General features: G+C 65.0%; 14 protein-coding genes. 8 read left to right on the plus strand and 6 right to left on the minus strand.

Going from position 1 to position 25,183, the window contains the following annotated elements; genetic code table 11:
* Window positions 1-162: 162 nt before the first annotated feature.
* Genes HYH08_RS21585 through treY form a run of 6 tightly spaced genes read left to right on the plus strand, consistent with a single transcriptional unit; the run spans window position 163 to window position 14,175 of the window.
* On the plus strand, window positions 163-2,109 hold the full coding sequence (locus HYH08_RS21585) for a maltotransferase domain-containing protein (protein ID WP_220011826.1): 1,947 nt from the start codon (window positions 163-165) through the stop codon (window positions 2,107-2,109).
* Window positions 2,110-2,120: 11 nt separating this feature from the next.
* On the plus strand, window positions 2,121-5,417 hold the full coding sequence (treS, locus tag HYH08_RS21590; RefSeq protein ID WP_220011827.1) for a maltose alpha-D-glucosyltransferase: 3,297 nt from the start codon (window positions 2,121-2,123) through the stop codon (window positions 5,415-5,417).
* Complete coding sequence (gene glgB, locus HYH08_RS21595; RefSeq protein ID WP_220011828.1) at window positions 5,410-7,557, plus strand: 1,4-alpha-glucan branching protein GlgB; 2,148 nt, start codon at window positions 5,410-5,412, stop codon at window positions 7,555-7,557. The genes treS and glgB overlap by 8 nt, the downstream gene beginning before the upstream one ends.
* Before the next feature lie 3 nt (window positions 7,558-7,560).
* Window positions 7,561-9,639 carry a glycogen debranching protein GlgX gene (glgX, locus tag HYH08_RS21600; protein ID WP_220011829.1) on the plus strand — a complete coding sequence of 693 codons (2,079 nt, stop codon included), beginning with the start codon at window positions 7,561-7,563 and terminating at the stop codon, window positions 9,637-9,639.
* Window positions 9,636-11,390, plus strand: a complete 1,755-nt coding sequence (gene treZ, locus HYH08_RS21605; RefSeq protein WP_220011830.1) for a malto-oligosyltrehalose trehalohydrolase — start codon at window positions 9,636-9,638, stop codon at window positions 11,388-11,390. The genes glgX and treZ overlap by 4 nt, the downstream gene beginning before the upstream one ends.
* A gap of 1 nt (window position 11,391) precedes the next feature.
* A complete protein-coding gene (treY, locus tag HYH08_RS21610) occupies window positions 11,392-14,175 on the plus strand; it encodes a malto-oligosyltrehalose synthase (protein ID WP_220011831.1) in 2,784 nt (927 codons plus the stop codon).
* 3 nt (window positions 14,176-14,178) lie between these two features.
* Here the strand turns inward: treY and HYH08_RS21615 are convergent, their stop codons facing one another.
* Entirely contained in the window at window positions 14,179-14,496 is a 318-nt protein-coding gene (locus HYH08_RS21615) for a polyhydroxyalkanoic acid system family protein (protein WP_220011832.1), read from the minus strand.
* Window positions 14,497-14,678: 182 nt separating this feature from the next.
* Between HYH08_RS21615 and HYH08_RS21620 the strand changes: the two genes are divergently transcribed.
* Window positions 14,679-14,843 (plus strand): DUF3309 family protein, encoded by a 165-nt coding sequence (locus tag HYH08_RS21620; RefSeq protein WP_007595743.1) that lies wholly within the window; start codon window positions 14,679-14,681, stop codon window positions 14,841-14,843.
* A gap of 157 nt (window positions 14,844-15,000) precedes the next feature.
* Here the strand turns inward: HYH08_RS21620 and ligD are convergent, their stop codons facing one another.
* On the minus strand, window positions 15,001-17,676 hold the full coding sequence (gene ligD, locus HYH08_RS21625) for a DNA ligase D (protein ID WP_220011944.1): 2,676 nt from the start codon (window positions 17,674-17,676) through the stop codon (window positions 15,001-15,003).
* A gap of 117 nt (window positions 17,677-17,793) precedes the next feature.
* Here ligD and ku point away from each other — a divergent pair, with 117 nt between their 5' ends.
* The gene (gene ku, locus HYH08_RS21630; RefSeq protein WP_220011833.1) at window positions 17,794-18,678 is read left to right on the plus strand and encodes a non-homologous end joining protein Ku; all 885 of its coding nucleotides are present in this window, start codon (window positions 17,794-17,796) and stop codon (window positions 18,676-18,678) included.
* 216 nt (window positions 18,679-18,894) lie between these two features.
* Here the strand turns inward: ku and HYH08_RS21635 are convergent, their stop codons facing one another.
* The 4 genes from HYH08_RS21635 to kdpB form a co-directional block, all read right to left on the minus strand.
* Entirely contained in the window at window positions 18,895-19,584 is a 690-nt protein-coding gene (locus tag HYH08_RS21635; RefSeq protein WP_220011834.1) for a response regulator, read from the minus strand.
* Window positions 19,581-22,304 carry a DUF4118 domain-containing protein gene (locus HYH08_RS21640; protein ID WP_220011835.1) on the minus strand — a complete coding sequence of 908 codons (2,724 nt, stop codon included), beginning with the start codon at window positions 22,302-22,304 and terminating at the stop codon, window positions 19,581-19,583. Before HYH08_RS21640 ends, HYH08_RS21635 begins: the two co-directional genes overlap by 4 nt.
* 40 nt (window positions 22,305-22,344) lie before the next feature.
* A complete protein-coding gene (locus tag HYH08_RS21645) occupies window positions 22,345-22,950 on the minus strand; it encodes a K(+)-transporting ATPase subunit C (RefSeq protein ID WP_220011836.1) in 606 nt (201 codons plus the stop codon).
* A gap of 113 nt (window positions 22,951-23,063) precedes the next feature.
* Window positions 23,064-25,178, minus strand: a complete 2,115-nt coding sequence (gene kdpB / locus HYH08_RS21650) for a potassium-transporting ATPase subunit KdpB (protein ID WP_220011837.1) — start codon at window positions 25,176-25,178, stop codon at window positions 23,064-23,066.
* Window positions 25,179-25,183: the final 5 nt, after the last annotated feature.

Raw genomic sequence — 25,183 nt, forward strand, 5'->3', positions numbered from 1 at the left:
ATATTTATGAGATAGCGGAAGAGGTTAGTCAGGTGTAACTCGCGAACCGCACCGGCCGTTCCTTTGGGAACCAATGACACACAAGCGGCTTTCTATAGTGGTACCAAGCGTAGGTTCCCGACAAGGGAAACGGGCCCCTGCTTTCTTGTCAATGGCATCACCGTGAACAAGACAATTCAAACTGTCGAAAGCGCCGCGGCCGGCGGTGCTTTCCTCATCGAAGACATCTATCCTGTGGTTGACGGCGGCCGTTTCGCCGTGAAGCGGATCGCGGGCGAGCGTGTCGAGGTCTGGGCCGACATTTTTCGCGACGGTGATGCCGTGATCAGTGCCGCGGTGATCTGGCGCCGCGAGCAGGACCGTGAATGGCGGAGCGAGCCGATGATCCATCACGGCAATGACCGCTGGTCCGGCGCTTTCACGCCCGCCGAGCCCGGCCACTATGTCTACGCCATCGAGGCCTGGACCGACGAATTCGCGACGTGGTCGTACGCGGTTGCGCGAAAACGCAGCACGGGTGCCGATGTCAGCCTCGATGCGATCGAGGGTGCCGGCCTTTTGACCAAGGCGCATGGCGCGCGGCAGGACGCCGCAGCTGTGATCGTCAGGCAGTGCGAGGATTATCTTCAGACCGGCGATGTCGTCCCGCTGCTCTCGAGCGAGCTCGGCGACGCCATGGCCGAGAGCCAGCCACGGCTTGACCTCACCCGCTCACCCCCCTTCCCGCTGGTCGTCGACCGCGACAAGGCACGCTTCGGCGCCTGGTATCAGATGATGCCGCGCAGCCAGAGCGCGGTACCCGGCCAGCACAGCACGCTGCGCGACTGCATCGCGCGTGTGCCCGATATCGCCGCGATGGGCTTTGACGTGCTCTATTTCACGCCGATCCATCCGATCGGGACGACCCGCCGCAAGGGCCGCAACAATGCGCCGGTGGCGGGCGACGGCGACCCGGGCTCACCCTACGCGATCGGCAGCACTGATGGCGGCCACGATGCGCTGCATCCGGAGCTGGGCACGATCGAGGACTTTCGCGCGCTGGTCGCAACCTGCCTCGAATACGGCCTCGAGATCGCGCTCGATTTTGCCGTGCAATGCTCGCCGGACCATCCCTGGCTGACGCAGCATCCGGAATGGTTCAAATGGCGGCCGGACCGTTCGGTGCGCACGGCCGACGGCCCCTATTCGGACATCGTCATCCCCGATTTCGCCTCGGTCGATCGGGCCGGACTGTGGAACGCGTTTCGCGATGCCATGCTGTTCTGGATCGACCAGGGTGTGACCATCTTCGCCATCGACAATCACGACACCGCGCCGCTGCCGTTCTGGGAGTGGCTGATCAGCGACATCCGCCGCCGGCATCCCGAGGTGATCCTGTATTCCAAGACATTTGCGAAACCGAAGCTGATGAAGGGCCTCGCAAAGCTCGGCTTTGCGCAATCCTTCTCCTATTTCCCCTGGCGCACGGCGAAATGGGAGCTGGAGCAATATTTCGGCGAGCTGACGCGCTATCCCGAGCGGGAGTTCTACCGGCCCAACCTGTTCACGAACACGCCCGACCTCTTGCCCTATCATCTCCAGAGCGGCGAAGCCTGGGCGTTCAAGTCGCGCGTTGCGCTGGCGGCGGCGCTGTCAGGCAGCTACGGCATCTACAGCGGATTCGAGCTGCTTGAGCACGATGCCGTCCCTGGCCACGAGGAATATCAGGACTCGGAGAAATACCAGATCAGGCAGCGTGACTGGGACAAGCCCGGCAACATCAAGCCCTACATCACCACGCTCAACCGCATCCGCAACGACAATGCAGCGCTCCAGCAGACCGCGAACTTGCGCTTCCTCGGTGTCGAGGACGGCGAGACCCTTGCCTTCGCCAAGGAAGCGGTGGATGCGACCAACACCGTCGTCGCGGTGATCGCCCTCTCCCGCCATCAGCGCGAATTCTGGTTGCCGCTCGGCGATCTCACCATCAACGTTGGCGGCGAGCGCCGCCACGTCACCACACTTGAAAATCTCCTGACAGGCGAGCAGTCCCGCATCGAATGGGGCGGGATCAGGTTGCGTATCGATCCCGACCGCGATCCGGCACTCCTGTTCCGCTGCCTGGCGTAAGGGGTCGCGCCATGAATGTTCTGTCTTCCGTCGATACCAAGAAGGCCGAGGCTGCGGAGGTCGTGGATGAGCTCTGGTACAAGGACGCCATCATCTACCAGCTCCACGTCAAGGCGTTCGCCGACAGCAACCAGGACGGCATCGGCGATTTCGCCGGCCTGACCGAGAAGCTGCCTTATCTGCAGGAGCTCGGCGTCACCGCGCTGTGGCTCTTGCCGTTCTATCCCTCGCCCGGCCGCGATGACGGTTACGACATCGGCGATTACGGTGCGGTCAATCCCGATTTTGGGACGATGAAGGACTTCAAGCGCTTCATCCAGGAGGCGCAGAAGCGCGGCTTGCGCGTCATCACCGAGCTGGTCGTCAACCACACCTCGGACCAGCACAAATGGTTCAAGCGCGCGCGCCGCAGCCCGGCCGGCTCGAGCGCCCGCAACTGGTATGTCTGGAGCGACACCGACCAGAAATACCAGGGCACGCGCATCATCTTCACCGATACCGAGAAGTCGAACTGGACCTGGGATCCCGAGGCGGGCGCGTTCTATTGGCACCGCTTCTTCTCGCACCAGCCGGACCTGAACTTCGACAATCCGCGCGTCGTCAGCGCCATCATCCAGGTGATGAAGCGCTGGCTGGACGCCGGCGTCGACGGTTTCCGGCTGGACGCTATTCCCTATCTCTGCGAACGCGAGGGCACCTCGAACGAGAATCTCCCCGAGACGCATGCGATCATCAAGCGGCTGCGCCAGGAGCTGGACGCCTATTCGAAAGGAAAGCTGCTGCTGGCCGAGGCCAATCAATGGCCGGAGGACGTGCAGGAATATTTCGGCCGCGGCGACGAATGCCACATGGCCTATCACTTCCCGCTGATGCCGCGCATCTACATGGCGATCGCGCAGGAGGACCGCTTCCCGATCACCGACATTCTGCGCCAAACGCCGGATATTCCGGCGAGCTGCCAATGGGCGCTGTTCCTGCGCAATCATGACGAGCTGACGCTGGAGATGGTGACCGACGTCGAGCGCGACTATCTCTGGACCACCTACGCCAACGATCCGCGCGCCCGCATCAATGTCGGCATCCGCCGGCGGCTTGCGCCGTTGATGGACAATGACCGCCGCAAGATCGAGCTGATGAACTCGCTGCTGTTCTCGTTCCCGGGCACGCCGATCATCTATTACGGCGACGAGATCGGCATGGGCGACAACATCTATCTCGGCGACCGCAACGGCGTCCGCACGCCGATGCAATGGAGCCCCGACCGCAATGGCGGCTTCTCGCGCTGCGACCCCGCGCGGCTCTATGCGCCGCTGATCATGGACCCCGTCTACGGGTATGAAGCGGTGAACGTCGAGGCGCAGTCGCGCAGCCTGTCCTCGCTGCTCAGCGCCACCAAGCGGCTGATCTCGGTGCGCAAGTCGACGCTCGCCTTCGGCCGCGGCACCATGACCTTCATCCGCCCGGCCAACCGCGCCGTGCTGGCCTATGTCAGGCAGTACCGCGACGAGGTGATCCTCTGCGTCGCCAACCTCTCGCGCGCGGCACAGGCGACCGAGCTCGATTTGTCGCCATGGAAGGACCGCATCCCGCAGGAGATGCTGGGACGGACGCACTTCCCTCCGATCGGCGAACTGCCCTACATGATCACGCTGGGACCCTACGGCTTCTACTGGTTCCAGCTGAAGGAGCGCGACAAGTCCGAGCCGGTGACGCCGCGCGCGGTGCCGGAATTCGAAACGCTGGTGGTGCCCGTCAATTCGAACTGGGTGTCGCTGGCGCGCGAGCGTGGCGTGTTCGAGCGCGACGTGCTGCCGGGCTTCCTGTCTCGCGCGCGCTGGTATCCCGAGCACAATCCCAAACACATCAAGGCCACGCTGACCGCGGCGGTCCCGTTCTGCGACATCGGCGACAACCGCCCCTGGATTGCTTTCTTCGAGGCGGCGCAACAAGACACCGTCGCGACGCGCTACGTGATGCCGATGCAGATCGAGTGGGTGCGCTTCGACCGCGAACGCTTCAACCCGAAGGCGCTCGCCGCCGTGCGCCAGGGCGCGCGCGAGGGGACGCTGCTCGACGTTGCGACGGAGCAGATCTTCATCGGCCTATTCCTGCGCAACCTGTCGCAGAACCTGGTGGTGGACGAGAACAATCTGCGGCTGGAGTTCAAGGCCACCAGCCGTTTCGCCGAATACACCATCAAGGAACCCGAGCGCATCCGCGCGATCGAGCAGTCGAACAGCACCGCGCTGGTCGACAACCAGTATGTCGCAAAAATCTATCGCCGGCTCGAAAGCGGCATCAATCCCGAGATCGAGATCGGCTCCTACCTCACGGAGGTCGCCCGCTTCCCCAACACGCCGGCGCTGCTCGGCAGCGTCGAGCTGGTCGAGGACGACCAGCGCAGCGCGCTCGGCGTGCTGCACGCCTATGTCGAGAACCAGGGCGACGGCTGGACGGTGACCACCGGCTATCTCGATCGCTATATCGACGAGCAGCGGCTGTTGTCGGCGGGAGAGGAGCCGCGCCAGACCCAGGAGCAGTCGCTCTACCTGCACTTCATCGGGCAGATCGGCCGGCGGCTCGCCGAGCTGCATGTGGCGCTGGCCGCGGCAAAGCCGGACAACCTTGCTCCCGAGCCGATCGGCGCCGCCGACACCAAGCGCTGGATATCCGACCTCAAGGCGCGCGCCGAGCGGGTTTTCGAGCGGCTGGCTGACAGCCGCGACGGCCTGCGCGAGGCGGACCGGCCGCTGATCGATCAACTGGCCGCAGTCCGGGGGACCTTGCCGGACCATCTGAATGCGCTATTGCCTTCCAAGGTTGGCGGGTTGAACATCCGTCATCATGGCGACTTCCGCCTCGGGCAAACTCTGATTGTGAAGGACGACATCTTCATCATCGATTTCGACGGCGATCCGCACCTGCATCTGGCCGACAAGCGGCGCAAGCTGCCGGCCGCGCGCGATGTCGCCGGCCTGGTCCGCTCGATTGATCTTTCGGTCAACGCCGCGCTGAACCGGGCGCTCTCGGGCGGGACCGAGGAGCAGGGCCGGCTCACCGCCGCGCTCGGGGAATGGCGCGAACACGCCACCGCGGCCTTCCTGTTCGCCTATCGCGAGGCCATGACGGACCGGCGACTGTGGCCGGAAGCCCGGCATGCCGCGGAGGGCCTGTTAAGGTTTTTCCTGCTTGATCAAGCGTTCGACGAAGTAGAGTACGAACTGTCCCACCGGCCTGAGGGGCTCCATGCGCCGCTGACCGGACTGCTTCGCATTCTGTCCAGTGCCGGGAGCGAAGCCCATGCCTAAATTGCCAGCCGAGGCCTACGCGATCATCGAGGGCCGCCACTCCGACCCCTTCCACTATCTCGGCCTACATCCCGAGGGCGGCAAGAGCGTGGTGCGCGCATTCCTGCCCGAGGCGTCCAATGTCGAGGCGGTCGGCGAGCATGGCGAGGTGGCCCGGCTCGACCGCGTCCACGATTCCGGCCTGTTCATCGGCGCCCTGCCGAACGGCTCGAAGCACTACCAGCTGCGCGCGAAGTTCGGCGACAACGTCGTCGAGTTCGAGGATGCCTATCGCTTCCCGCCGATCCTGACCGATTTCGATCTCTATCTGCTCGGCGAAGGCACCCATCAGCGCCTCTACGACAAGCTCGGCGCGCATCCGATGACGCTGGAAGGCATCGACGGCATCGCCTTCGTCGTGCTGGCGCCGAACGCGCGGCGCGTCTCCGTGGTCGGCGATTTCAATTTCTGGGACGGGCGGCGTCATCCGATGCGGGTGCGCGGGGCCGGCTATTGGGAATTGTTCATCCCGCATGCGAAGAGCGGCGATCACTACAAATTCGAGATCATCGGGCCGCACGGCCATCTGCTGCCGCTGAAATCCGACCCGATGGCATTCGCAACAGAGCTGCGCCCCAAGACCGCGTCGATCGTGTTCGACGAGGCGCATCTGCCGCGGCCGCGCCCGGCGCCTGACGGCATCAACGCGCTGTCGGCACCGATGTCGATCTACGAGGTCCATCTCGGCTCTTGGCGACGCAAGGGCGACAATGAATGGCTGACCTATCGCGAGCTGGCCGAGCAGCTGCCGGCCTATGCCCGCGACATGGGCTTCACGCATCTGGAATTCCTGCCCGTCAGCGAGCATCCGTTCGACGGCTCCTGGGGCTATCAGCCGACCGGCCTCTATGCCCCGACCAGCCGGTTCGGCTCACCGGAGGATTTTGCTGCGCTGGTGGATGCCTGCCACCGCGAGGGCGTCGGCGTGCTGCTCGACTGGGTGCCCGGCCACTTCCCCGACGATCCGCACGGGCTCGGCAATTTTGACGGCACGGCGCTTTACGAGCACGCCAATCCGCTGCAGGGCCGGCATCTCGACTGGGGCACCCTGATCTACAATTACGGCCGCACCGAAGTGACGAACTTCCTGGTGTCGAACGCGCTGTTCTGGCTGGAGCGCTACGCCATCGACGGCCTGCGCGTCGATGCGGTCGCCTCCATGCTTTACCTCGACTACAGCCGCCCGCCGGGGGCCTGGATTCCGAACCAGTATGGCGGCCGCGAGAATATCGAGGCGATCAACTTCCTGCGCCGCTTCAACACCGAGCTGTTCGCGCGCTTCCCGCAGGCGACCACGGCGGCGGAGGAATCGACGGCATGGCCGCAGGTGTCGCGCCCGGTGGAGTTCGGCGGGCTCGGCTTCGGCTACAAGTGGAACATGGGCTGGATGCACGACACGCTGAACTACATCAGCAAGGATCCGATCCACCGCAAGCATCACCACGGCGACATCCTGTTCGGACTGCACTACGCCTTCTCGGAAAATTTCATCCTGCCGCTGTCGCATGACGAGGTCGTGCACGGCAAACGCTCGATCCTCGGCCGCATGCCCGGCGACGAATGGCAGCGTTTTGCAAACTTGCGCGCCTATTACAGCTTCATGTTCGGCCATCCCGGCAAGAAGCTCCTGTTCATGGGCGCGGAGATCGCGCAGAGCCGCGAATGGAATCACGACCAGTCGCTCGACTGGCACCTGCTCGAATACCGATATCATCAGGGCATCCAGGCGCTGATCCGCGACCTCAACCGGCTCTACCGCGCGGTGCCGGCGCTGCATCAGATGGATTGCGACCCCGCCGGGTTCGAGTGGCTGATCACCGACGATGCCAATCGCAACGTGTTCGCCTGGCTGCGCAAGGGCATCGACGAGCACGCCCGGTGCCTGGTGGTCGCCAACTTCTCCCCGAACGTGTATCAAAACTATCGCGTGCCTGTACCCTTTGCGGGCAAATGGAAAGAGGTGTTCAATTCGGACTCCGCCCATTATGGCGGCAGCAATGTCGGGAACATTGGCGAGGTCCGGACGGTCGACGGCAAGTCGCCCGAGTTGCGCCTGACGATCCCGCCCCTCGCCGCGATCTTCCTCGTTCCGGAAAGCTGACCGATGCGCCTGACTGCTGGATCGCCCGCACGCCTCGGCGCAAGCTGGGACGGACGCGGCACCAATTTCGCGCTGTTCTCCGCCAATGCGCAGAAGGTCGAGCTATGCCTGTTCGACACGCAGGGGCGACGCGAGCTCGAGCGCATCGAGCTGCCCGAACGCACCGAGGATGTCTGGCACGGCTATCTTAACGACGTCTCGCCCGGCCAGCTCTACGGCTATCGCGTGCACGGCCCCTACGAGCCCGAGCACGGCCACCGCTTCAACGCCAACAAGCTGCTGCTCGACCCCTATGCCAAGCGGCTCGCGGGGCGGCTGGTCTGGAGCGACGCGCATTTCGCCTATCGCACCGGCTCGCCGCGCGAGGATCTGTCGTTCGACCGCCGCGACAATGCGCGCGGCATGCCGAAGGGCGTCGTGGTCGACGAGACCTTCAATTGGGGCCGACGCGAGATCCGGCCCAACATCGCGTGGGAAGACACCATCATTTACGAGGCCCACGTCAAGGGCCTGACGCAGAAGCGCGACGACGTGCCGCCGAATCTGCGCGGCACCTATGGCGGACTGTCGTCACCGGCGATGATCGAGCATCTGAAGAAGCTCGGCGTCACGACTATCGAGCTGCTGCCGGTCCACGCCTTCGTCGACGACCGCATCCTGGTGGAGAAGAAGCTCGCCAATTACTGGGGCTACAACACGCTGTCCTTCTTCGCGCCGGAGCAGCGCTACGCCCAGGACAACGCACTCGACTCCTTCCGCACGACGGTGGCGCGGCTGCACGATGCGGGCATCGAGGTGATGCTCGACGTCGTCTACAACCACACCGCTGAAGGCAACCATCTCGGCCCGACGCTGTGCTATCGCGGGATCGACAATGCCTCCTATTACTGGCTGAACCGCGAGAACCCGCGCTATTACGACGACTTCACCGGCTGCGGCTCGTCGGTGAACCTCACCCATCCGCGCGTGCTACAAATGGTGATGGATTCCTTGCGCTACTGGGTCGAGGTCTGCCACGTCGACGGCTTCCGCTTCGACCTCGCCACCACGCTGGCACGCGGCCCGAACGGCTTTGATCGCGGTATTTCATTTTTGACGGCAATTCGCCAGGATCCGGTGCTCGCGACCGTCAAGCTCGTCGCCGAGCCATGGGACCTCGGCCTCGGCGGCTACCAGGTTGGCGCCTTCCCGTCGCAATGGTCGGAGTGGAACGACCGCTATCGCAGCGCCATGCGCCGCTACTGGAGCGGCGAAGGCAGCCTGATCGGCGACATCTCGAGCCGCATGACGGCGTCCTCCGACCTGTTCAATCACGACGGACGGCGGCCGCGCGCCAGCATCAACCACATCACCGTGCATGACGGCTTCACGCTCGCCGACCTCTTCAGCTACAACGAGAAGCACAACGAGGCCAATGGCGAGGACAATCGCGACGGCTCCAACGACAACCACAGCAACAATTGCGGTGTCGAGGGCCCGACCGACGACCCCGCGATCCTCGCGTTGCGGCGGCAGCTTCGCAAGAACGTGCTGGCCTGCCTGATGCTGGCGCAAGGCGTTCCGTTGCTGTTGGCCGGCGACGAGGTCGGCAATTCGCAAAGCGGTAACAACAACGCCTATTGCCAGGACAACGAGGTCGGCTGGGTCGGCTGGGACAATCTCGGCAAGGACGGCGACGACATGGTCGATTTCGTCGCCGGTCTCGCCGGCATCCGCCAACGCTTCTCCCAGCTGCGCAGCCATCGCTGGCTCGACGGCCGCCCCAAGGACGGCCTCTCCTACGGCGCGCTGTGGTTGACGCCCGAAGGCAACGAGATGACCGAGAGCGACTGGACATTCCCGGACGGGCGGTTCCTCTCCTATGTGATGGGGCCGATGGAACCGGGGAGCGCCGCGATCTTTATCGTATTGAACGCAGCCCCCGAAGAGATCGCATTCAAATTGCCAAAGATGCCCGAATACAAGAGCTGGCAGCAGATCCTGAACACGACCGAAGCCAGGCTCAACAGCGTTGATTTCCTGCCCGGAAGCGACAGCAAGGCGCCGCCGCGCTCCGTGCTCGCCTTCGCGGGGGCGCTATGAGGCCATCCTTCGGGGCGAAGCCGACCAAAGACGGCGTGTCGTTCCGGCTGTGGGCGCCCGCTGCGCGACGCGTCGATCTGCTCTTGGAGCGACGGCACGCGATGCAGCGCCGGCAGGATGGCTGGTATGTCGCCGAGATTGCGGGCCTTCCCGTCGGCAGCTCCTACAAGTTCAGGATCGACGACGAGATCGATGTGCCCGATCCGGCCTCCGCCTTCCAGCCCGAGGACGTGTTCGGCCCCAGCGAGGTGATCGACCACGACGCGTTCGATTGGCGCGCAAAGGACTGGCGCGGCCGTCCCTGGGAAGAGACCGTGCTGATCGAGACCCATGTCGGCACATTTACGGCCGAGGGCACCTATCGCGCGATGATCGACAAGCTCGATCATCTCGCGGCCACCGGCATCACCGCGGTCGAGCTGATGCCGCTGGCCGATTTCGCCGGCAAGCGCGGCTGGGGTTATGACGGCGTCTTGTGGTACGCGCCCGACAGCGCCTATGGCCGCCCCGACGACCTGAAGACGCTGATCGACGAGGCGCATCTGCGCGGATTGATGGTGTTTCTCGACGTCGTCTACAATCATTTCGGTCCCGAGGGGAATTACCTCGGCCGCTATGCGCCGACTTTCTTCACCGACGCGCACACGCCCTGGGGCAGCGCGATCGATTATCGCGTGCCGCAGGTGCGCGCCTTCGCGGTCGAGAATGCGCTGTCCTGGCTCACCGACTACCGTTTCGATGGCTTGCGGCTGGACGCCGCCAACCACATCATGGCGATCCCCGGCGAGCAGTCGATGCTGCACGACCTCAGCGTCGCCGCCGGCGAGCTCGCCAAGGCGACGGGACGCCACATCCATCTCGTGCTGGAGAACGGCGACAACCGCGCCAGCCTGCTCGATGCCGCGCAGGAGCCGCCCAACGGCAAATATCGCGGGCAGTGGAACGACGATTATCACCATGTCTGGCACGTGATGCTGACCGGCGAGCTCAACGGCTATTACGCCGACTACCAGACCCCGCGCATGGACCTCGCCCGCGCGCTCGCCTCGGGCTTCGTCTATCAGGGCGAGATTTCGGAGTTCTGGGGCAAGAAGCCGCGCGGCGAGCCGAGCGGCGAATTGCCGCCGGCGACATTCGTCAATTTCCTGCAGAACCACGACCAGATCGGCAATCGCCCGCTCGGCGACCGGCTGGAGAGCCTGGCATCGCCGCAGCAGATCGAGGCCGCGCTCGCGGTGACGCTGCTCGCGCCGATGGTGCCGATGCTGTTTCAGGGCGAGGAATGGGGCTCCACTGCGCCCTTCCCGTTCTTCTGCGATTTCCAGGGCGGCCTCGCCGATGCCGTGCGCAAGGGGCGCAAGCAGGAATATGCCTGGGCCTACGAGAAGTACGGCGACGAGGTGCCTGATCCGCTCGATCCGGCCACGCCGCAATCGGCCGTGCTCGACTGGACCCGCCGCACTCAGCAGCAGGAGGCGCGGCTCGCGCTGATCCGCGAGCTGCTCGCGCTTCGCCATAAGGAGATCGCGCCGCGGCTGAAGGGCGCGCGCTTCGGCGATGCCGAGGCCGCCGACAGCGGCCTTCTCACCGGATATTGGCGCATGGGCGACGGCACCACGCTGAGCCTGACCGCCAATTTGTCCGACAAGGACATCGCTTATGCGAGCAACGCTCCGGGCGCGCCGATCTGGGGCGGCGCGACCGGCGAGCGGCTTCCGCCCTGGTCGGTGCTCTGGCATCTCGGAGGTTGATATGCCTTCGGCGATTCCTCTTGCGACCTACCGGCTGCAGCTCACCGCGGATTTCGACTTCGACAAGGCGGCCGCGGTGGTGCCGTATCTCAAGTCGCTCGGTATCACGCATCTCTATGCCTCACCGGTGATGAAGGCCCGCAAGGGCTCGACGCACGGCTACGACACCGTCGATCACGGCCAGTTCAATCCCGAGCTCGGCGGCGAGGCCGGCTTTGCGCGACTGAGCGAGACGCTGATCAAGCACGATCTCGGTCTCATCATCGATTTCGTGCCGAACCATGTCGGCGTGCACTTTGCCGACAATCCCTGGTGGCTCGACGTGCTGGAATGGGGCCAGGCCTCGCCGCACGCGGTCTCCTTCGACATCGACTGGGACCAGCTGGCGTTCCGCGCCCGCGGCGGCGTGCTGCTGCCGATCCTCGGCGCCTCCTATGGCGAAGCACTTGAGAGTGGCCAGATCGAGCTGCGCTACGACGCCGACGAAGGCAGCTTTTCCGCCTGGTATTTCGAGCATCGCCTGCCGATCGCGCCGGAGCGCTATGGCGAAATCCTGCGCATGGCCGTGAAGGAAGTCGACGCCGGCGAGACCGAAGCCGGCAAGCGCCTGCTGTCGCTCGCGGCCCGCTACACCGGACTGCGGCGACCGAACCGCAAAGAGGCGCCCGGCTTCAAGACGGAGCTGAAGGAGATCGCCGGCGCAGCCGACATCATCGCACAGGGCCTTGCCGCCTATCGCGCGGGGAAAGATCGCCCGGCGCCAACGCTGGCGCTACATCATCTGCTGGAGCGGCAGCACTACAAGCTCGGCCACTGGCGGCTCGCCTCCAGCGACATCAATTATCGCCGCTTCTTCGACGTCAACGGGCTGGCAGGGCTGCGCGTCGAGGACCCCGGCACCTTTGCCGCCACGCACCGGCTGGTGAAGCAGCTCGTCGCCGACGGCAAGCTGCAGGGCATCCGCCTCGATCACATCGACGGCCTGCGCGACCCCGCGCAATATTGCCAGCGGCTGCGTCGCCTCGTGCGCGACGCGCAGGGCAACACAAAGCCGTTCTACACGGTGATCGAGAAGATCCTGTGCGAGCACGAGAAGCTGCCGCATTTCGCCGGCGTCCAGGGCACCACCGGCTATGAGTGGATGAACGTCATCACGCAGGTGCTGGTCGATCCCAAGGGGCTGGAGGCGCTGGACGAGACCTGGCGGCAGATCAGCAACCGGCCGCCGCGGCTCGCGCCTTATGTCAAGGACGCCAAACGGCGCGTGCTGGAGACGCTGCTGACATCCGAATTCACCGTGCTGACGCGGCTGCTCGCGCGCATCGCCAACGGGCACTATTCGACCCGCGATTTCTCGGCGGACAGTTTGAGGCAGGCGCTCGAGCTCTACGTGCTGCATTTCCCGGTCTATCGCACCTATCTAACCAACAGTGGTCCGACTGCCGCGGACCGCAAACTGATCGATGACACGATCGATCGCGCACGCCGGGAATGGTTCGCCGCCGACGAAGGCATCTTCGATTTCCTGCGCGACGCGCTGACCATGGACCTGCTCAAGCCCGGCCGCCCGCCGCACAGCGCCCCCCGCGTGCGCCGCTTTGCAATGAAGGTGCAGCAGTTCACCGGGCCGATGATGGCGAAATCGCTGGAGGACACCGCGTTCTACCAGTTCCACCGGCTGCTCGCCCTCAACGAAGTCGGCGGCGATCCCGCAAGCAACGGCCTCACCATCCCCGCCTTCCACGACGCGATGCGGGCGCGTGCCAAGGAATGGCCGTTAGGGATGACGGCGACCGCGACCCACGACACCAAGCGCGGCGAGGACGCCCGCGCGCGGATCGCGGCCTTGAGCGAAATTCCCGGCGAATGGACCAGCGCGGTGTCGCGCTGGAAGGTGCTCAACGCCCCCCATCTCGTGCTCAACGGCCATCTGCGCGCACCGTCGGCGACGTTCGAATACATGCTCTATCAGACGCTGCTGGGCGCCTGGCCGCTCGAAGGACCGGATGAAAATTTCGTCGCGCGGATTCAGGCCTATGCGCTCAAGGCCGCGCGCGAGGGCAAGGAAGAGACGAGCTGGCTCAATCCGCACGAGGCGTATGAGAGCGGCATCAAGAGCTTCATCGACAAGATTCTCGATCCCGCGCAGTCAGGCGAATTTCTGGACGCGCTGCAGACCCTCGCCCGCCGCGTCGCTCTGCTCGGCGCGCTCAACTCGCTGAGCCAGCTCACGCTGAAGGCAACGCTGCCGGGCGTGCCCGATTTTTACCAGGGCACTGAGTCCTGGGACCTGTCGCTGGTCGATCCCGACAACCGCCGTCCTGTGGATTTCGCTGCGCGGCAAGCGGCGCTGGCACCGTTGGAAGCACCGGATTGGGGCAGCCTGCTCAAGACCTGGCCGGACGGCCAGCTCAAGCTCGCCTGGACCCGGCGCCTGCTCAAGCTGCGGAACGACCTCGCCGACGTCTTCGCGCAGGGAGATTACCAGCCGCTGGAGGTGCGCGGCGCGCACGCCGACCATGTCATCGCATTTGCGCGCCGCCATGGAAGGTCGGCGGCGATCGTCGTGGTCGGGCGCCAGTTCGCGCCCTTCACACAGGCGGGTCGCGAATGGCCTACGCTCGATAGCTTTGACGCGACCGTCGACATCACCGGCTATACCGCGCCCGGCCTTTCGGGCAACGAGCTTCCGGTCGGACAGGCATTTCGCGATTTTCCGGCCGTCGTCGTCGAAGCCCGCGCTGCCGACGCCGTCCGGCCTTCGCGGCAACGCGTGGGCGCCTGACGGCTACTTTCCCTCGTCCTTCGTCAGCAGCAATTGCCCGCGCTTGCGGATGGCCGCCTGCGCCATCTCGGCAAAGCGCTGCAACAGCCACGGCAGCACCACCTCGACCCTGACGTGATCCTCAGCGACGTCGACCTGCCCCGTCGCCATCTGCCCGAGCGCGCGGATGCGAAAGGCCATGGTATCGCCGCTCCAGCGCTCCTCCTCCACCTGCATCACCGGGAGGCTCGCCGCCGCACGGCCGAGCCCGGTCTTGAGCCTGCGTACCGCTTCCTCGCGGCCGAGACGATGCGGAATGGAGACGACGAGCGGTGCTGACATGGTCCCTGCCCTGCGTTGATGAATCCTCACATAGTCATGCCGGCCGAATGCGCAAAGGTTCCATGCAAGTTGCAGCGCAGGCTCTGTTTCAAAACCGGAACCATAAAGCCTGCGGCAAGTTGCCCCCGCACCACGGGACAAGTGCAAACGACCCTTTTCACGAAGGGCTGGAGGAGATTGTTATGTCTATCGGTACGATCATTCTGATCATCCTGGTCATCGCGCTGCTCGGCGGCTTCAGCGGAATCGGCGGCGGTCCGTTCTACGGCACCGGCTATTACGGCGGCGGCGGCCTCGGGCTCGTCATCGTGATTCTGCTGATATTGCTGCTGCTGGGCAGGATCTAGGCGAGAATTCATAGGGTGGGCAAAGGCGCACTTGCGCCGTGCCCACCTTCCCTCACCGTAACGAGAAAAATCGTGGGCACGCTTCCGCCTTCGCTCTTCGAGCGACGGCGGACAAGTCGCTTTGCCCACCCTACGAGAGTAGCGCCTGAGCGCGGACCTACTTCTTCTTCCCCGCTAGTTTCTTCATCGCCGCCTTGATCGACGAAGCCGCGCCGTCATAGCCATCCCACGCCTTCGAGCGTGCCAGCAGGCCCGGCACCGTTCGCACCGTATAGCGCTTCGGATCGAGATCGCCCTTCACCTGCGCCCAAGTCACCGGCATCGACACTGTCGCGCCGTCTCGCGCGCGGGGAGACAGGGGCCCGACGGCCGTGGACATGCGATCGTTGCGCAGATAGTCGAGGAAAATCTTTCCGTTGCGCAGCTTCTTGGACATGTTGAGCAGATAGTGCTCGGGATCGTCGTCGGCCATCCACTGGCAGACGCCCTGCGCGAACGCCTTTGCCTCTTTCCAGCTGACTTTGTCACGCGCGCCATGGAGCAGCGGCACCACCACATGCAGGCCTTTGCCGCCGGTGGTCTTGCAAAAGCTCTCCATGCCGAAGTCGGCGAGGCGCTGCCGCATCTCCTTGGCCGCCTCGACTACATCGGCGAACGTTACGTCCGGCGCAGGATCGAGGTCGAACACCAACCGGCCTGGCGTGTCGTAGGCGTTGGGCGCGCAATTCCAGGGATGCAGCTCGAGACCGCCGATCTGTGCGACCGCAGCAAGGCCCTCGACCCGATCAATCTGTAGATACGGCTTGCGATCGCCGGAGACCTTGGCAAGCTCGAGCAGGTTCGAGCTGCCCTGCATGGCATGGCGCTGGAAGAACTTTTCGCCGCCAATGCCGTCAGGCGCACGCACGATCGAGCAGGGGCGACCCTTGAGATGCGTGATCATCCAGCCGCCGACGGCCTCGAAATAGCGCGCCAGATCGAGCTTCGTGACGCCCTCGCCGTCGCCGGCATCCGGCCACAGCTCCTTGTCCGGCTTGGAGATCACGACGCCCATCACCTCGGCCGTACCGGTCTCCTTCCGCTTGCCTGCCTTCGGCGCGGCGCGCTTCCTCGCCGACGGCTCCGCTAGTTCGGTATCCGCAGGCGTTTCGGCCTCGACCTCCTCCGCCGGCTTGTCCTGCCGCAGGCCCTTGAACGCAGCCTGACGGATATTGCCGTCGGCGGTAAAGCCGGCGAATTCGATCTCGGCCACGAGCTCCGGCTTGAGCCAGTGGACGTCGCGCGTCTTCTTCGGCGCATTCTTGCCGCCGAAGGGACTTTCCCTGGCTGCCATCGCCTTCAGCGACGGCATGATGCGCTTGACCTTGTCGGCGCCAAATCCGGTCCCGACCATACCAACGAAGGCGAGATGATCGCCCCGATGCACGCCCGCCATCAAGGAACGGAATTTCCCATTGGTTGTCTTGTAGCCGCCGATCACGACCTCATGACCGGCGCGGCATTTCGCCTTGGTCCAGCTCTCGGTGCGGCCCGAGCGATAAGGCGCATCGAGCTTCTTCGACACCACGCCTTCGAGCTCGAGCTTGCAGGCCGATTGCAGCACCGCATCGCCGCCACTCTCGAAATGCTCGACATAGCGGATCTGGCTCGTCTTCTTCTTGCGCGCCTCCAGCAGTTCCTTGAGACGACTCTTGCGTTCGCCGAGCGGCAGGCGGCGATAATCGAGGCCCTCCGCGAACAGGAGGTCAAAGGCAAAGAAGATCAGGTCCTCGGACTTGCCGTCCGACAGCGCGGCCTGCAGCGAGGAAAAGTTCGGCGCGCCGTTGTGGTCGAGCGCGACGATCTCGCCGTCGATCAGCATGTCCGGCAACTCTGTCGCCTCCTTCGCGATCGACGCGAACTTGTCGGTCCAGTCGAGGCCCTTGCGCGTCTTCAGCGTCGCCGTGCCGTCCTCGACGCGGAGCTGGACGCGATAGCCATCGAACTTGATCTCGTGACACCAGCCATCGGCGGCCGGCGGCCGCTCCACCGACGTGCAGAGCTGCGGCTCCACGAAGTCTGGCATCTCCGAGACCGTCTTGGCTGTCGTCGCGGTCGTAGCCTTCTTCTTCGACGTCTTATGCTTCGCGGCCGTGCTGCTCCTCAACGCCGCGCGAGGCGCCGGCTTGACGGTCCGCCCCTTGGTCTCCTCGGCGCGGTTGGATTGCCAGACCGCATCGGCCTTGCCTTTGCCTCTCGCCAGCATGAACGGCTTGGGGGCTCGCCCTTTGCCGCCGGCGATCTGCTCCATAGCGCGACCGGACGCGACGGACTTGTCCTCCGCGAGGATGTCCTCATCCTCGCTGGCATAGTCGTCGCGGTGCTTGATGAGCAGCCAGTTGGTGCGCTTTTCCCCGCCGCGGTTACGCATGCGCACGAGCACCCAGCTGCCATGCAGCTTCTCACCGTGCAGAGTGAACTTCAGGTCACCCTTCTTGAAGCCGGCTTCGGGATCATCCGATTCCCAGGTACCGCGATCCCACAGCATGACGGTGCCGCCGCCATACTGCCCTTCCGGAATCGTCCCTTCGAAATCGCCATAGTCGAGCGGATGGTCCTCGACCTCGACCGCCAGCCGCTTGTCATGCGGATTGAGCGAGGGCCCCTTGGTCACGGCCCAGGACTTGAAGACGCCGTCAAATTCGAGCCGGAGATCGTAATGGAGCCGGGTCGCGTCGTGCTTCTGGATCACGAAACGTCGCTGCTTCGACGGCGCCACCGCGGTCTTGCCCGATGGCTCGGGCGTCTTCTCGAAATCACGCTTCTTTCGATAAGTGGAGAGCTTTTGCAGCACGATCGGTCCCGCTTTCCTTTTCGGCATTCAGCCTATCACGGCCAGAGTCCCGTCCGGAACCAAAACCCGATGGGAGGGTTGGGGTTCCAAAACGCCTTGATAACGCTGGAGAATGGAATGGCTCCCCGTGCCTATTGGAAGGGAACGTTGAAGCTGTCGCTGGTCAGTTGCCCGGTTGTGCTCTACCCGGCGACCACCGCCGCCGAGAAGACACGGTTTCACATGATCAACCGCGAGACCGGCAACCGGCTCAAGCAGCAGATGGTGGATGCCGAGACCGGCGACATCGTCGAGAGCGACCAGAAGGGCCGCGGCTACGAGCTGCGCAAGGGCAAGTATGTCGAGATCGAGCCGGAGGAGCTCGAGGCGGTCCAGATCGAGAGCAACCACACCATCGACATCGAGAGCTTCGTGCCGAGCGAGGAGATCGACCAGCGCTATCTCAACCACCCCTATTACATCGCGCCCGACGGCAAGGCCGCGGTCGACGCCTTTGCCGTGATCCGCGACGCCATGAAGGACCAGGACCGCGTCGCATTGGCAAAAATCGTGCTGACCAACCGCGAGCATATCATTGCGATCGAGCCGCTCGGCAAAGGCCTGCTCGGCACCACGCTGCGCTTCCCCTACGAGCTGCGCGACGAGGGCGAGTTTTTTGGCGACATCAAGAGCCCGAAGATCACCAAGGACATGGTCGACCTCGCCGGCCATATCCTGCACAGCAAGGCCGCGCATTTCGACCCGAGCAAATTCAAGGACGACTACGAGACCGCGCTGAAAGCCCTGGTGAAGCGCAAGGCGAGCGGCAAGACGATCGAGCTGCCCGAGCGCGAGGAGAAGCCGAGCAACGTCGTCAGCCTGATGGACGCGCTGAAACAGAGCCTGAAAGGACGCGGCGCAAAGAAGACAGCGGCGAAGTCGCATGCGCGGCGGGCGACGGGGCAACGGCATGCCCCGAAGAAGGCGCACCGGTCGACGGCGCGGCATCGGAAAGCGGGCTGACTGCTCGCCCAGCACTCGATATCGTAGGGTGGGCAAAGGCGCGACGCGCCGTGCCCACCACCTCTCCATGATCACGATAGATCGTGGGCACGCTTCGCTTTGCGCACCCTACAGTTCTCGTCATGCCCGGGCTTGTCCCGGGCATCCACGTTCTTCGTGCCGCACGTAAAGGCGTGGATGGCCGGGACAAGCCCGGCCATGACGACGGAGAGAGTGCTAATCCCCCGCTCTCAGCCGGTACCCGATTCCCGTTTCCGTCAGCACATATTGCGGACGCTCCGGATCGGCCTCGATCTTCTGCCGAAGCTGGCGTACATAGACGCGTAAGTATTGCGCGTCGGTCAGCTCGTCCCACAGCTCCTTGAGCAGGAAACGGTGAGTCAGCACCTTGCCGGCATGCTGCACCAGCACGCGCAGGAGATCGTACTCCTTCGGCGACAGCTTGACGTCGCGATCGCCGAGCTTGACGATGCGGCGGACGAGATCGACGGAGAGATCGCCGGTGCGAAACACCGGGCGTTCGCCCTGGACCTGGAGCTGATGCCGCAGCGCGGCGCGCAGGCGCGCCAGCAGCTCGTCCATGCCGAACGGCTTTGTCAGATAATCATCGGCGCCGAGATCGAGCGCCTGCACCTTGCCGGCCTCATCACCGCGGCTCGATAGCACCACGATCGGCACGGCTTCATTGCGGGCGCGGATCGTGCGCAAGAGCTCATGGCCCTGGATGTCGGGCAGGCCGAGGTCGAGGATGATCAGCGCGGGCTCCTCAGCCAGCTTCTCCAGCGCAGTCTTGCCGTTCGGCGCCTCCAGGATCTCATAGCCCTGCGTCGACAGCCCCATCCGCAGCAATTTTCGGATCGGCGGCTCGTCGTCGATCACCAGAACCTTGATCGGGGCAGCACTCATGCGGCGGTGTCCAATGCGCGGGCCTGCGCGGGAATCGGCAGACGGATGGTGAGAACGGCACCGCTGCGGTCGCTGCGATTGGCGGCCGAGATCGTGCCGCGCATCGCCTCGACGAAGCCGCGGGAGATGGCCAGCCCGAGTCCGGTACCGGGACGGACGTGATCACCCTTGTGCACACGGTAGAACTTGTCGAACACGCTTTCGAGCTCCCCGGGCGGAATGCCCCCGCCTTCATCGGCGATCTGAAGCACCACCTGATCCCGCTCGCGCTGGCTCTTGATCGAGATCGTGGTCTCGGGCGGAGAATATTTGGCGGCATTGTCCAGCAGGTTGAACAGTACCTGCTCGAACAGCACGGCATCGAGCTGGAGCATCGGCAGGTCGGCCGCCAGCACCAGCTCCACCTTGTGAGCGGTGAGGATCTTGCTCGCCCGCCGCAGCGCGCTGCCGACGATCTCGCCGAGATCGTGCAGCGCCGTGTTGGGCACGATGGCGCCGGATTCGAGCTTGGTCATGTCGAGCAGATTGGCGATGAAGCGGTTGAGCCGCTCGGACTCGTCGATCACCGTGGCGAGCAGATCGCGCTTCTCGGTGTCGGACAGGGCGCCGGCGAGATCGCGCATGGTAGAGGCGGCACCTAACACCGAAGCTAGCGGCGTCTTCAGATCATGCGAGATCGAGGTCAAAAGCGCCGAGCGCAGCCGCTCGGATTCGACGGTGCGCTTGACGCGATCCATGTCCTCGACGAGAAGCACACGCTCGATTGCGAGCGCGCCCTGGTCCACCAGCGCATCCAGCAGCCGGCGCTGATCGGGCGTCAGCAGCGGGCCGGTGCGGTCGTTGTCGATGCCGATGACGCCGATCGGGCCGCGCCCGGTGCGCATCGGCAGGAACAGCCGCTTGGCACCCGGCAGCGTATCGGAGCCGCGGCCTGCCGTGCGGTCATTGCTCCAGGCCCAGTTCGCGGCGGCGAGATCAGCCTGGTCGAGCTCGTCCTCCGGCGGATAACCTGATTTCACCGTCAGCAGGCCGTCTTCCGGCAGCAGCAGCACGACGCGCACCTTGAGCATCAGCGCGATCTGATAGGCGGTCGCCCACAGCACGTCATCGAGCGTGGCGGTGCCGGCGAGCTTCCGGCTGAACGCGTAGAGCTGCTCGGTGGTCCTGATGCGGCCGATCGCGGTGTCGGCCTGCGTGCGCACGCGCGCGGCGACGTTGGACACGATCATCGCCACCACCATGAACAGGACGAAGGCGGCGACGTTGGTCGGGTCGGTGATCGTGAAAGTGTAGATCGGCGGCAGGAAGAAGAAATTGTAGGACAGAGAGGCCGCGACGGTCGCGAGCAATGACGGCCACAGCCCGTAGCGCACGGCAACGGCCACCACCGCCGTCAGCAGCACGAGGTCCACGTTCTCGATGCCGAAGCGCGGCTGAATCAGCTCGGCGGCGCCGAGCCCGACCAGCACGATGCCAAGGGCCTTCAGATAAGGCAGCGGGTTGAACGGTTCCGAGCGCGCGGCGGTCTGCACCGCCGTCTTGGGCGTCCCCTCACCGGTCAGCTCGTCGCCGGGGATGACGTGAACGCTGATATTGCCGGCGCGGCGCACCAGATCGTGCACGACCGAGCCGCGCGTCATCTCGAACCAGCGTGACCGCGTCGACTTGCCGATCACGATCTGGGTGACGTTGTTGCCTTGCGCGAAGTTGATGACGTCGTCGGCGATGCGGCGGCCGACGGCGGGAATGGTCAGCGCCTCGCCGCCCAGCGACTCCGCGAGCCGCAGCGTATCGGCGAGCCGGTCGCGCTCGTCGTCGGACAGCTGAAGCGATCGCCGCGTCTCGATCGAGATCGCGGTGAACGGCGCATGCAGCCGGTCGGCCAACCGCTTGGTGTAACGCACGAGGCCGGCGGCGCGCGGATCCTCGCTGACGCAGACGAGAATGCGCTCGCCCGCCGCCCAGGGCCCGGCGATCGCGTTGGCCTGCATGTGATTAAGCAGCTGCTCGTCGACCCGATCGGCCGTGCGGCGCAGCGCCAGCTCGCGCAGCGCGGTCAGATTGCCGGGCGAGAAATAATGCTCGAGCGCCCGCTCGGCCTGCCTGGGGACATAGACCTTGCCTTCCCGCAACCGCTGGATCAAATCGTCGGGCGTGAGGTCGATCAGCTCGATCGCGTCGGCGCGGTCGAAGATCGAGTCCGGCACCGTCTCGCGCACCCGCACATGGGTGATCTGGGCGACGACGTCGTTCAGGCTCTCGATGTGCTGGATGTTGACGGCGGTGTAGACGTCGATGCCGTGGGACAGCAGCTCCTCGACGTCGAGATAACGCTTGGGATGCCGGCTCCCGGCGGCATTGGTGTGGGCGAGCTCGTCGACCAGCGCAATGCGCGGCCGGCGCGCGATGATGGCGTCGAGGTCCATCTCCTCGACCGTCTGGCCGCGATACTCGATCTTCCTGCGCGGGACCACCTCCAGCCCGCGCACCAGCGCCTCGGTCTCGGCGCGGCCATGGGTCTCGACGAACCCGACCACGACGTCGATGCCGGCCTTGCGCCTGGCATGGGCGCTTTGCAGCATCTCGTAGGTCTTGCCGACGCCGGGGGCTGCGCCGACGAAGATCTTCAGCTTGCCGCTCGCGCTCTCCTCCCGGCGCGCGGCTTCCAGCAGCGCCTCGGGCGAGGGACGTTGTTCGGGATCGCGGCGCTCTCGGACCATCTTGTCAGTATAATCATAGCAACGCCGCGAGCCTAGACCGCTACTTCGCGGCGGCGCGATCGAGCGCGAGGTTCAAGGCCAATACGTTAACGTGCGGTTCGCCCAGCAAGCCGAGAAAACGACCCTGGACGTTGGAGGCCACGAGCTGCTTCACCGCGTCCTCCGGCATATTCCGGGCCTTCGCCACGCGCGGTACCTGGAATTGCGCGGCTTCCGGCGAGATATCGGGGTCGAGGCCGCTGGCAGAGGTGGTCACGAGATCGACCGGCACGGCGGCGTTCGGATTCTCGGCTTTCAGCTCGTCCACGTCCTCCTTCAGCCGGTCGGCCAGCGCCTTGCTGGTCGGGCCGAGATTGGAGCCGCCGGAATTGGCGGCGTTGTAGGGCGCCGAAACCGTCTTGGTCGAATCATTGGGGTCGGGCGCCAGCGTCGCCGACAGGCGGCCGTGGAAATATTTGTCGTCCTTGAACTCCTGTCCGATCAGGGCGGAGCCGACGACCTTGCCGTCCTTCTCGATCAGGCTGCCTTGCGCCTGCGCGGGAAAAATCGCGCCGGCGATGGCGGTCATCGCGAGCGGATAGGCGATGCCCGTGATGGCGGTGAGCACCAGCAGCAGGACGATGGCGGGGCGGATTTCTCTGAGCATGTGTTTTCTCCGAATACTTTCGTCATTGCGCGGAGCGAAGCGACGAAGCAATCCAGGCCGTCAACCGTGGAAACATTTCTGGATTGCCTCGCTTCGCTCGCAATGACGATGGGTCAGGCCAGGTGCAGGGCGACGACGACGAGGTCGATCGCCTTGATACCGATGAAGGGGATGACGATGCCGCCGAGCCCGTAGATCAGGAGGTTGCGGCGGAGCAGCGCGCCGGCACCGACCGCGCGGTAGGCGACGCCCTTCAGCGCCAGCGGGATCAGGCCGATGATGATCAGCGCATTGAAGATGATTGCCGACAGGATGGCGCTCTGCGGGCTCGACAGATTCATGACGTTGAGCACGTTGAGCTGCGGGTAGAACGCCAGGAACATCGCCGGGATGATCGCAAAGTATTTTGCGACGTCGTTGGCGATCGAGAAGGTCGTGAGCGCACCGCGCGTCATCAACAGCTGCTTGCCGATCTCGACCACCTCGATCAGCTTGGTCGGGTTGGAGTCGAGATCGACCATGTTGCCGGCCTCGCGGGCGGCCTGCGTGCCGGTGTTCATGGCGACACCGACGTCGGCCTGGGCGAGTGCCGGCGCGTCGTTGGTGCCGTCGCCGCACATGGCGACCAGCTTACCCTTGGCCTGCTCGTCGCGGATCAGCTTGAGCTTGTCCTCGGGCGTTGCCTGCGCCAGGAAGTCGTCGACGCCGGCTTCCGCTGCGATCGCGGCAGCCGTCATCGGGTTGTCGCCGGTGATCATGATGGTGCGGATGCCCATGCGGCGCAGCTCGGCAAAACGCTCGCGGATGCCGCCCTTGACGATGTCCTTGAGCTGGATGACGCCGAGCAGCTTTCCATCCTTCGCCACCGCCAGCGGCGTGCCGCCGGCCTTGGAGATCTCGTCGGCAATGGTCTGGATCTCGCGGCCGACGTCCGAGAGCGCGGCGGGCTGCATCGCACGCGCCGTGTTGCCGGAGGCAACGGCCAGCGGCGCGCCGCCGCCGACATAGTTGAGCATGGCATCGACCGCGCCCTTGCGCACCGACGAGCCGCCGGCATCGACGCCGCTCATGCGGGTCTGCGCCGTGAACGGGACGAAGGTGGCACCGAGCTCGGCCATGTCGCGGCCGCGAATGCCGTACATCTCCTTTGCCAGCACGACGATGGAGCGGCCTTCCGGGGTCTCGTCGGCGAGCGAGGCGAGCTGGGCGGCGTCCGCCAGCTCCTGCTCGGTGACGCCACGGACGGGACGGAAGGCGGTCGCTTGGCGGTTGCCGAGCGTGATGGTGCCGGTCTTGTCCAGCAGCAGCGTGTCGACATCGCCGGCGGCCTCCACCGCGCGGCCGGACATCGCCAGCACGTTGAAGCGGACGAGACGGTCCATGCCGGCGATGCCGATCGCCGAGAGCAGTGCACCGATCGTGGTCGGGATCAGCGTCACGAACAGCGCGACCAGCACGATCACCGAGATCGAGCCGCCGGCATAGGCGGCATAGCTCGGAATGGTGACGGTGGCGAACACGAAGATGATGGTGAGGCCGGCGAGCAGGATGTTGAGCGCGATCTCGTTCGGCGTCTTGGCCCGCTCGGCGCCCTCGACCAGCTTGATCATGCGATCGATGAAGGTCGAGCCCTGCGCTGCCGTGATGCGGACGCGGATCCAGTCCGACAGCACCTGCGTGCCGCCCGTGACGGCCGAACGGTCGCCGCCGGATTCGCGAATGACAGGCGCGGATTCACCGGTGATCGCGGCCTCGTTGACGGAGGCGACACCCTCGATCACCTCGCCGTCTGACGGGATGGTGTCGCCCGCCTCGACCAGCACGATGTCGCCGACCTTCAGGCTGGTGCCCGGCACCAGCTTGAACGCCTGTCCGGCACCGGTCAGGAGCTTGGCCTGGCTCTCGGTGCGGGTCTTGCGCAGCGAGTCCGCCTGCGCCTTGCCGCGGCCTTCGGCCACGGCCTCGGCGAAGTTGGCGAACAGCACCGTGAACCAGAGCCAGAGGATGATCTGGAAGGTGAAGCCGAGACCGGCACCGCCCGTGACGAGGTCGCGCAGGAAGATCACGGTGGTGAGCGCGGCCACGATCTCGACCACGAACATCACGGGATTTTTCACCATCAGCCGCGGGTCGAGCTTGGCGAAGGAGGCCCTGATCGCGGGGAGCACGATCTTGGGATCGAGCATCGCCGACATCGGGGCGCGTTTTTGCAGTTTCATCGTATCCATGGAGG

Origin of the sequence: Bradyrhizobium sp. BR 10289 (genome assembly GCF_019455385.1) — a bacterium.
Classification (GTDB): domain Bacteria; phylum Pseudomonadota; class Alphaproteobacteria; order Rhizobiales; family Xanthobacteraceae; genus Bradyrhizobium.

Excerpts from the sequence above, each read along its gene's own strand:
- glgX (WP_220011829.1), top strand. The coding sequence starts at position 7,561 with ATGCGCCTGACTGCTGGATCGCCCGCACGCCTCGGCGCAAGCTGGGAC.
- treY (WP_220011831.1), top strand. The coding sequence starts at position 11,392 with ATGCCTTCGGCGATTCCTCTTGCGACCTACCGGCTGCAGCTCACCGCG.
- glgB (WP_220011828.1), top strand. The coding sequence starts at position 5,410 with ATGCCTAAATTGCCAGCCGAGGCCTACGCGATCATCGAGGGCCGCCAC.
- HYH08_RS21620 (WP_007595743.1), top strand. The coding sequence starts at position 14,679 with ATGTCTATCGGTACGATCATTCTGATCATCCTGGTCATCGCGCTGCTC.
- HYH08_RS21615 (WP_220011832.1), bottom strand. The coding sequence starts at position 14,496 with ATGTCAGCACCGCTCGTCGTCTCCATTCCGCATCGTCTCGGCCGCGAG.
- treS (WP_220011827.1), top strand. The coding sequence starts at position 2,121 with ATGAATGTTCTGTCTTCCGTCGATACCAAGAAGGCCGAGGCTGCGGAG.
- ku (WP_220011833.1), top strand. The coding sequence starts at position 17,794 with ATGGCTCCCCGTGCCTATTGGAAGGGAACGTTGAAGCTGTCGCTGGTC.
- kdpB (WP_220011837.1), bottom strand. The coding sequence starts at position 25,178 with ATGGATACGATGAAACTGCAAAAACGCGCCCCGATGTCGGCGATGCTC.
- HYH08_RS21645 (WP_220011836.1), bottom strand. The coding sequence starts at position 22,950 with ATGCTCAGAGAAATCCGCCCCGCCATCGTCCTGCTGCTGGTGCTCACC.
- treZ (WP_220011830.1), top strand. The coding sequence starts at position 9,636 with ATGAGGCCATCCTTCGGGGCGAAGCCGACCAAAGACGGCGTGTCGTTC.
- HYH08_RS21635 (WP_220011834.1), bottom strand. The coding sequence starts at position 19,584 with ATGAGTGCTGCCCCGATCAAGGTTCTGGTGATCGACGACGAGCCGCCG.
- HYH08_RS21640 (WP_220011835.1), bottom strand. The coding sequence starts at position 22,304 with ATGGTCCGAGAGCGCCGCGATCCCGAACAACGTCCCTCGCCCGAGGCG.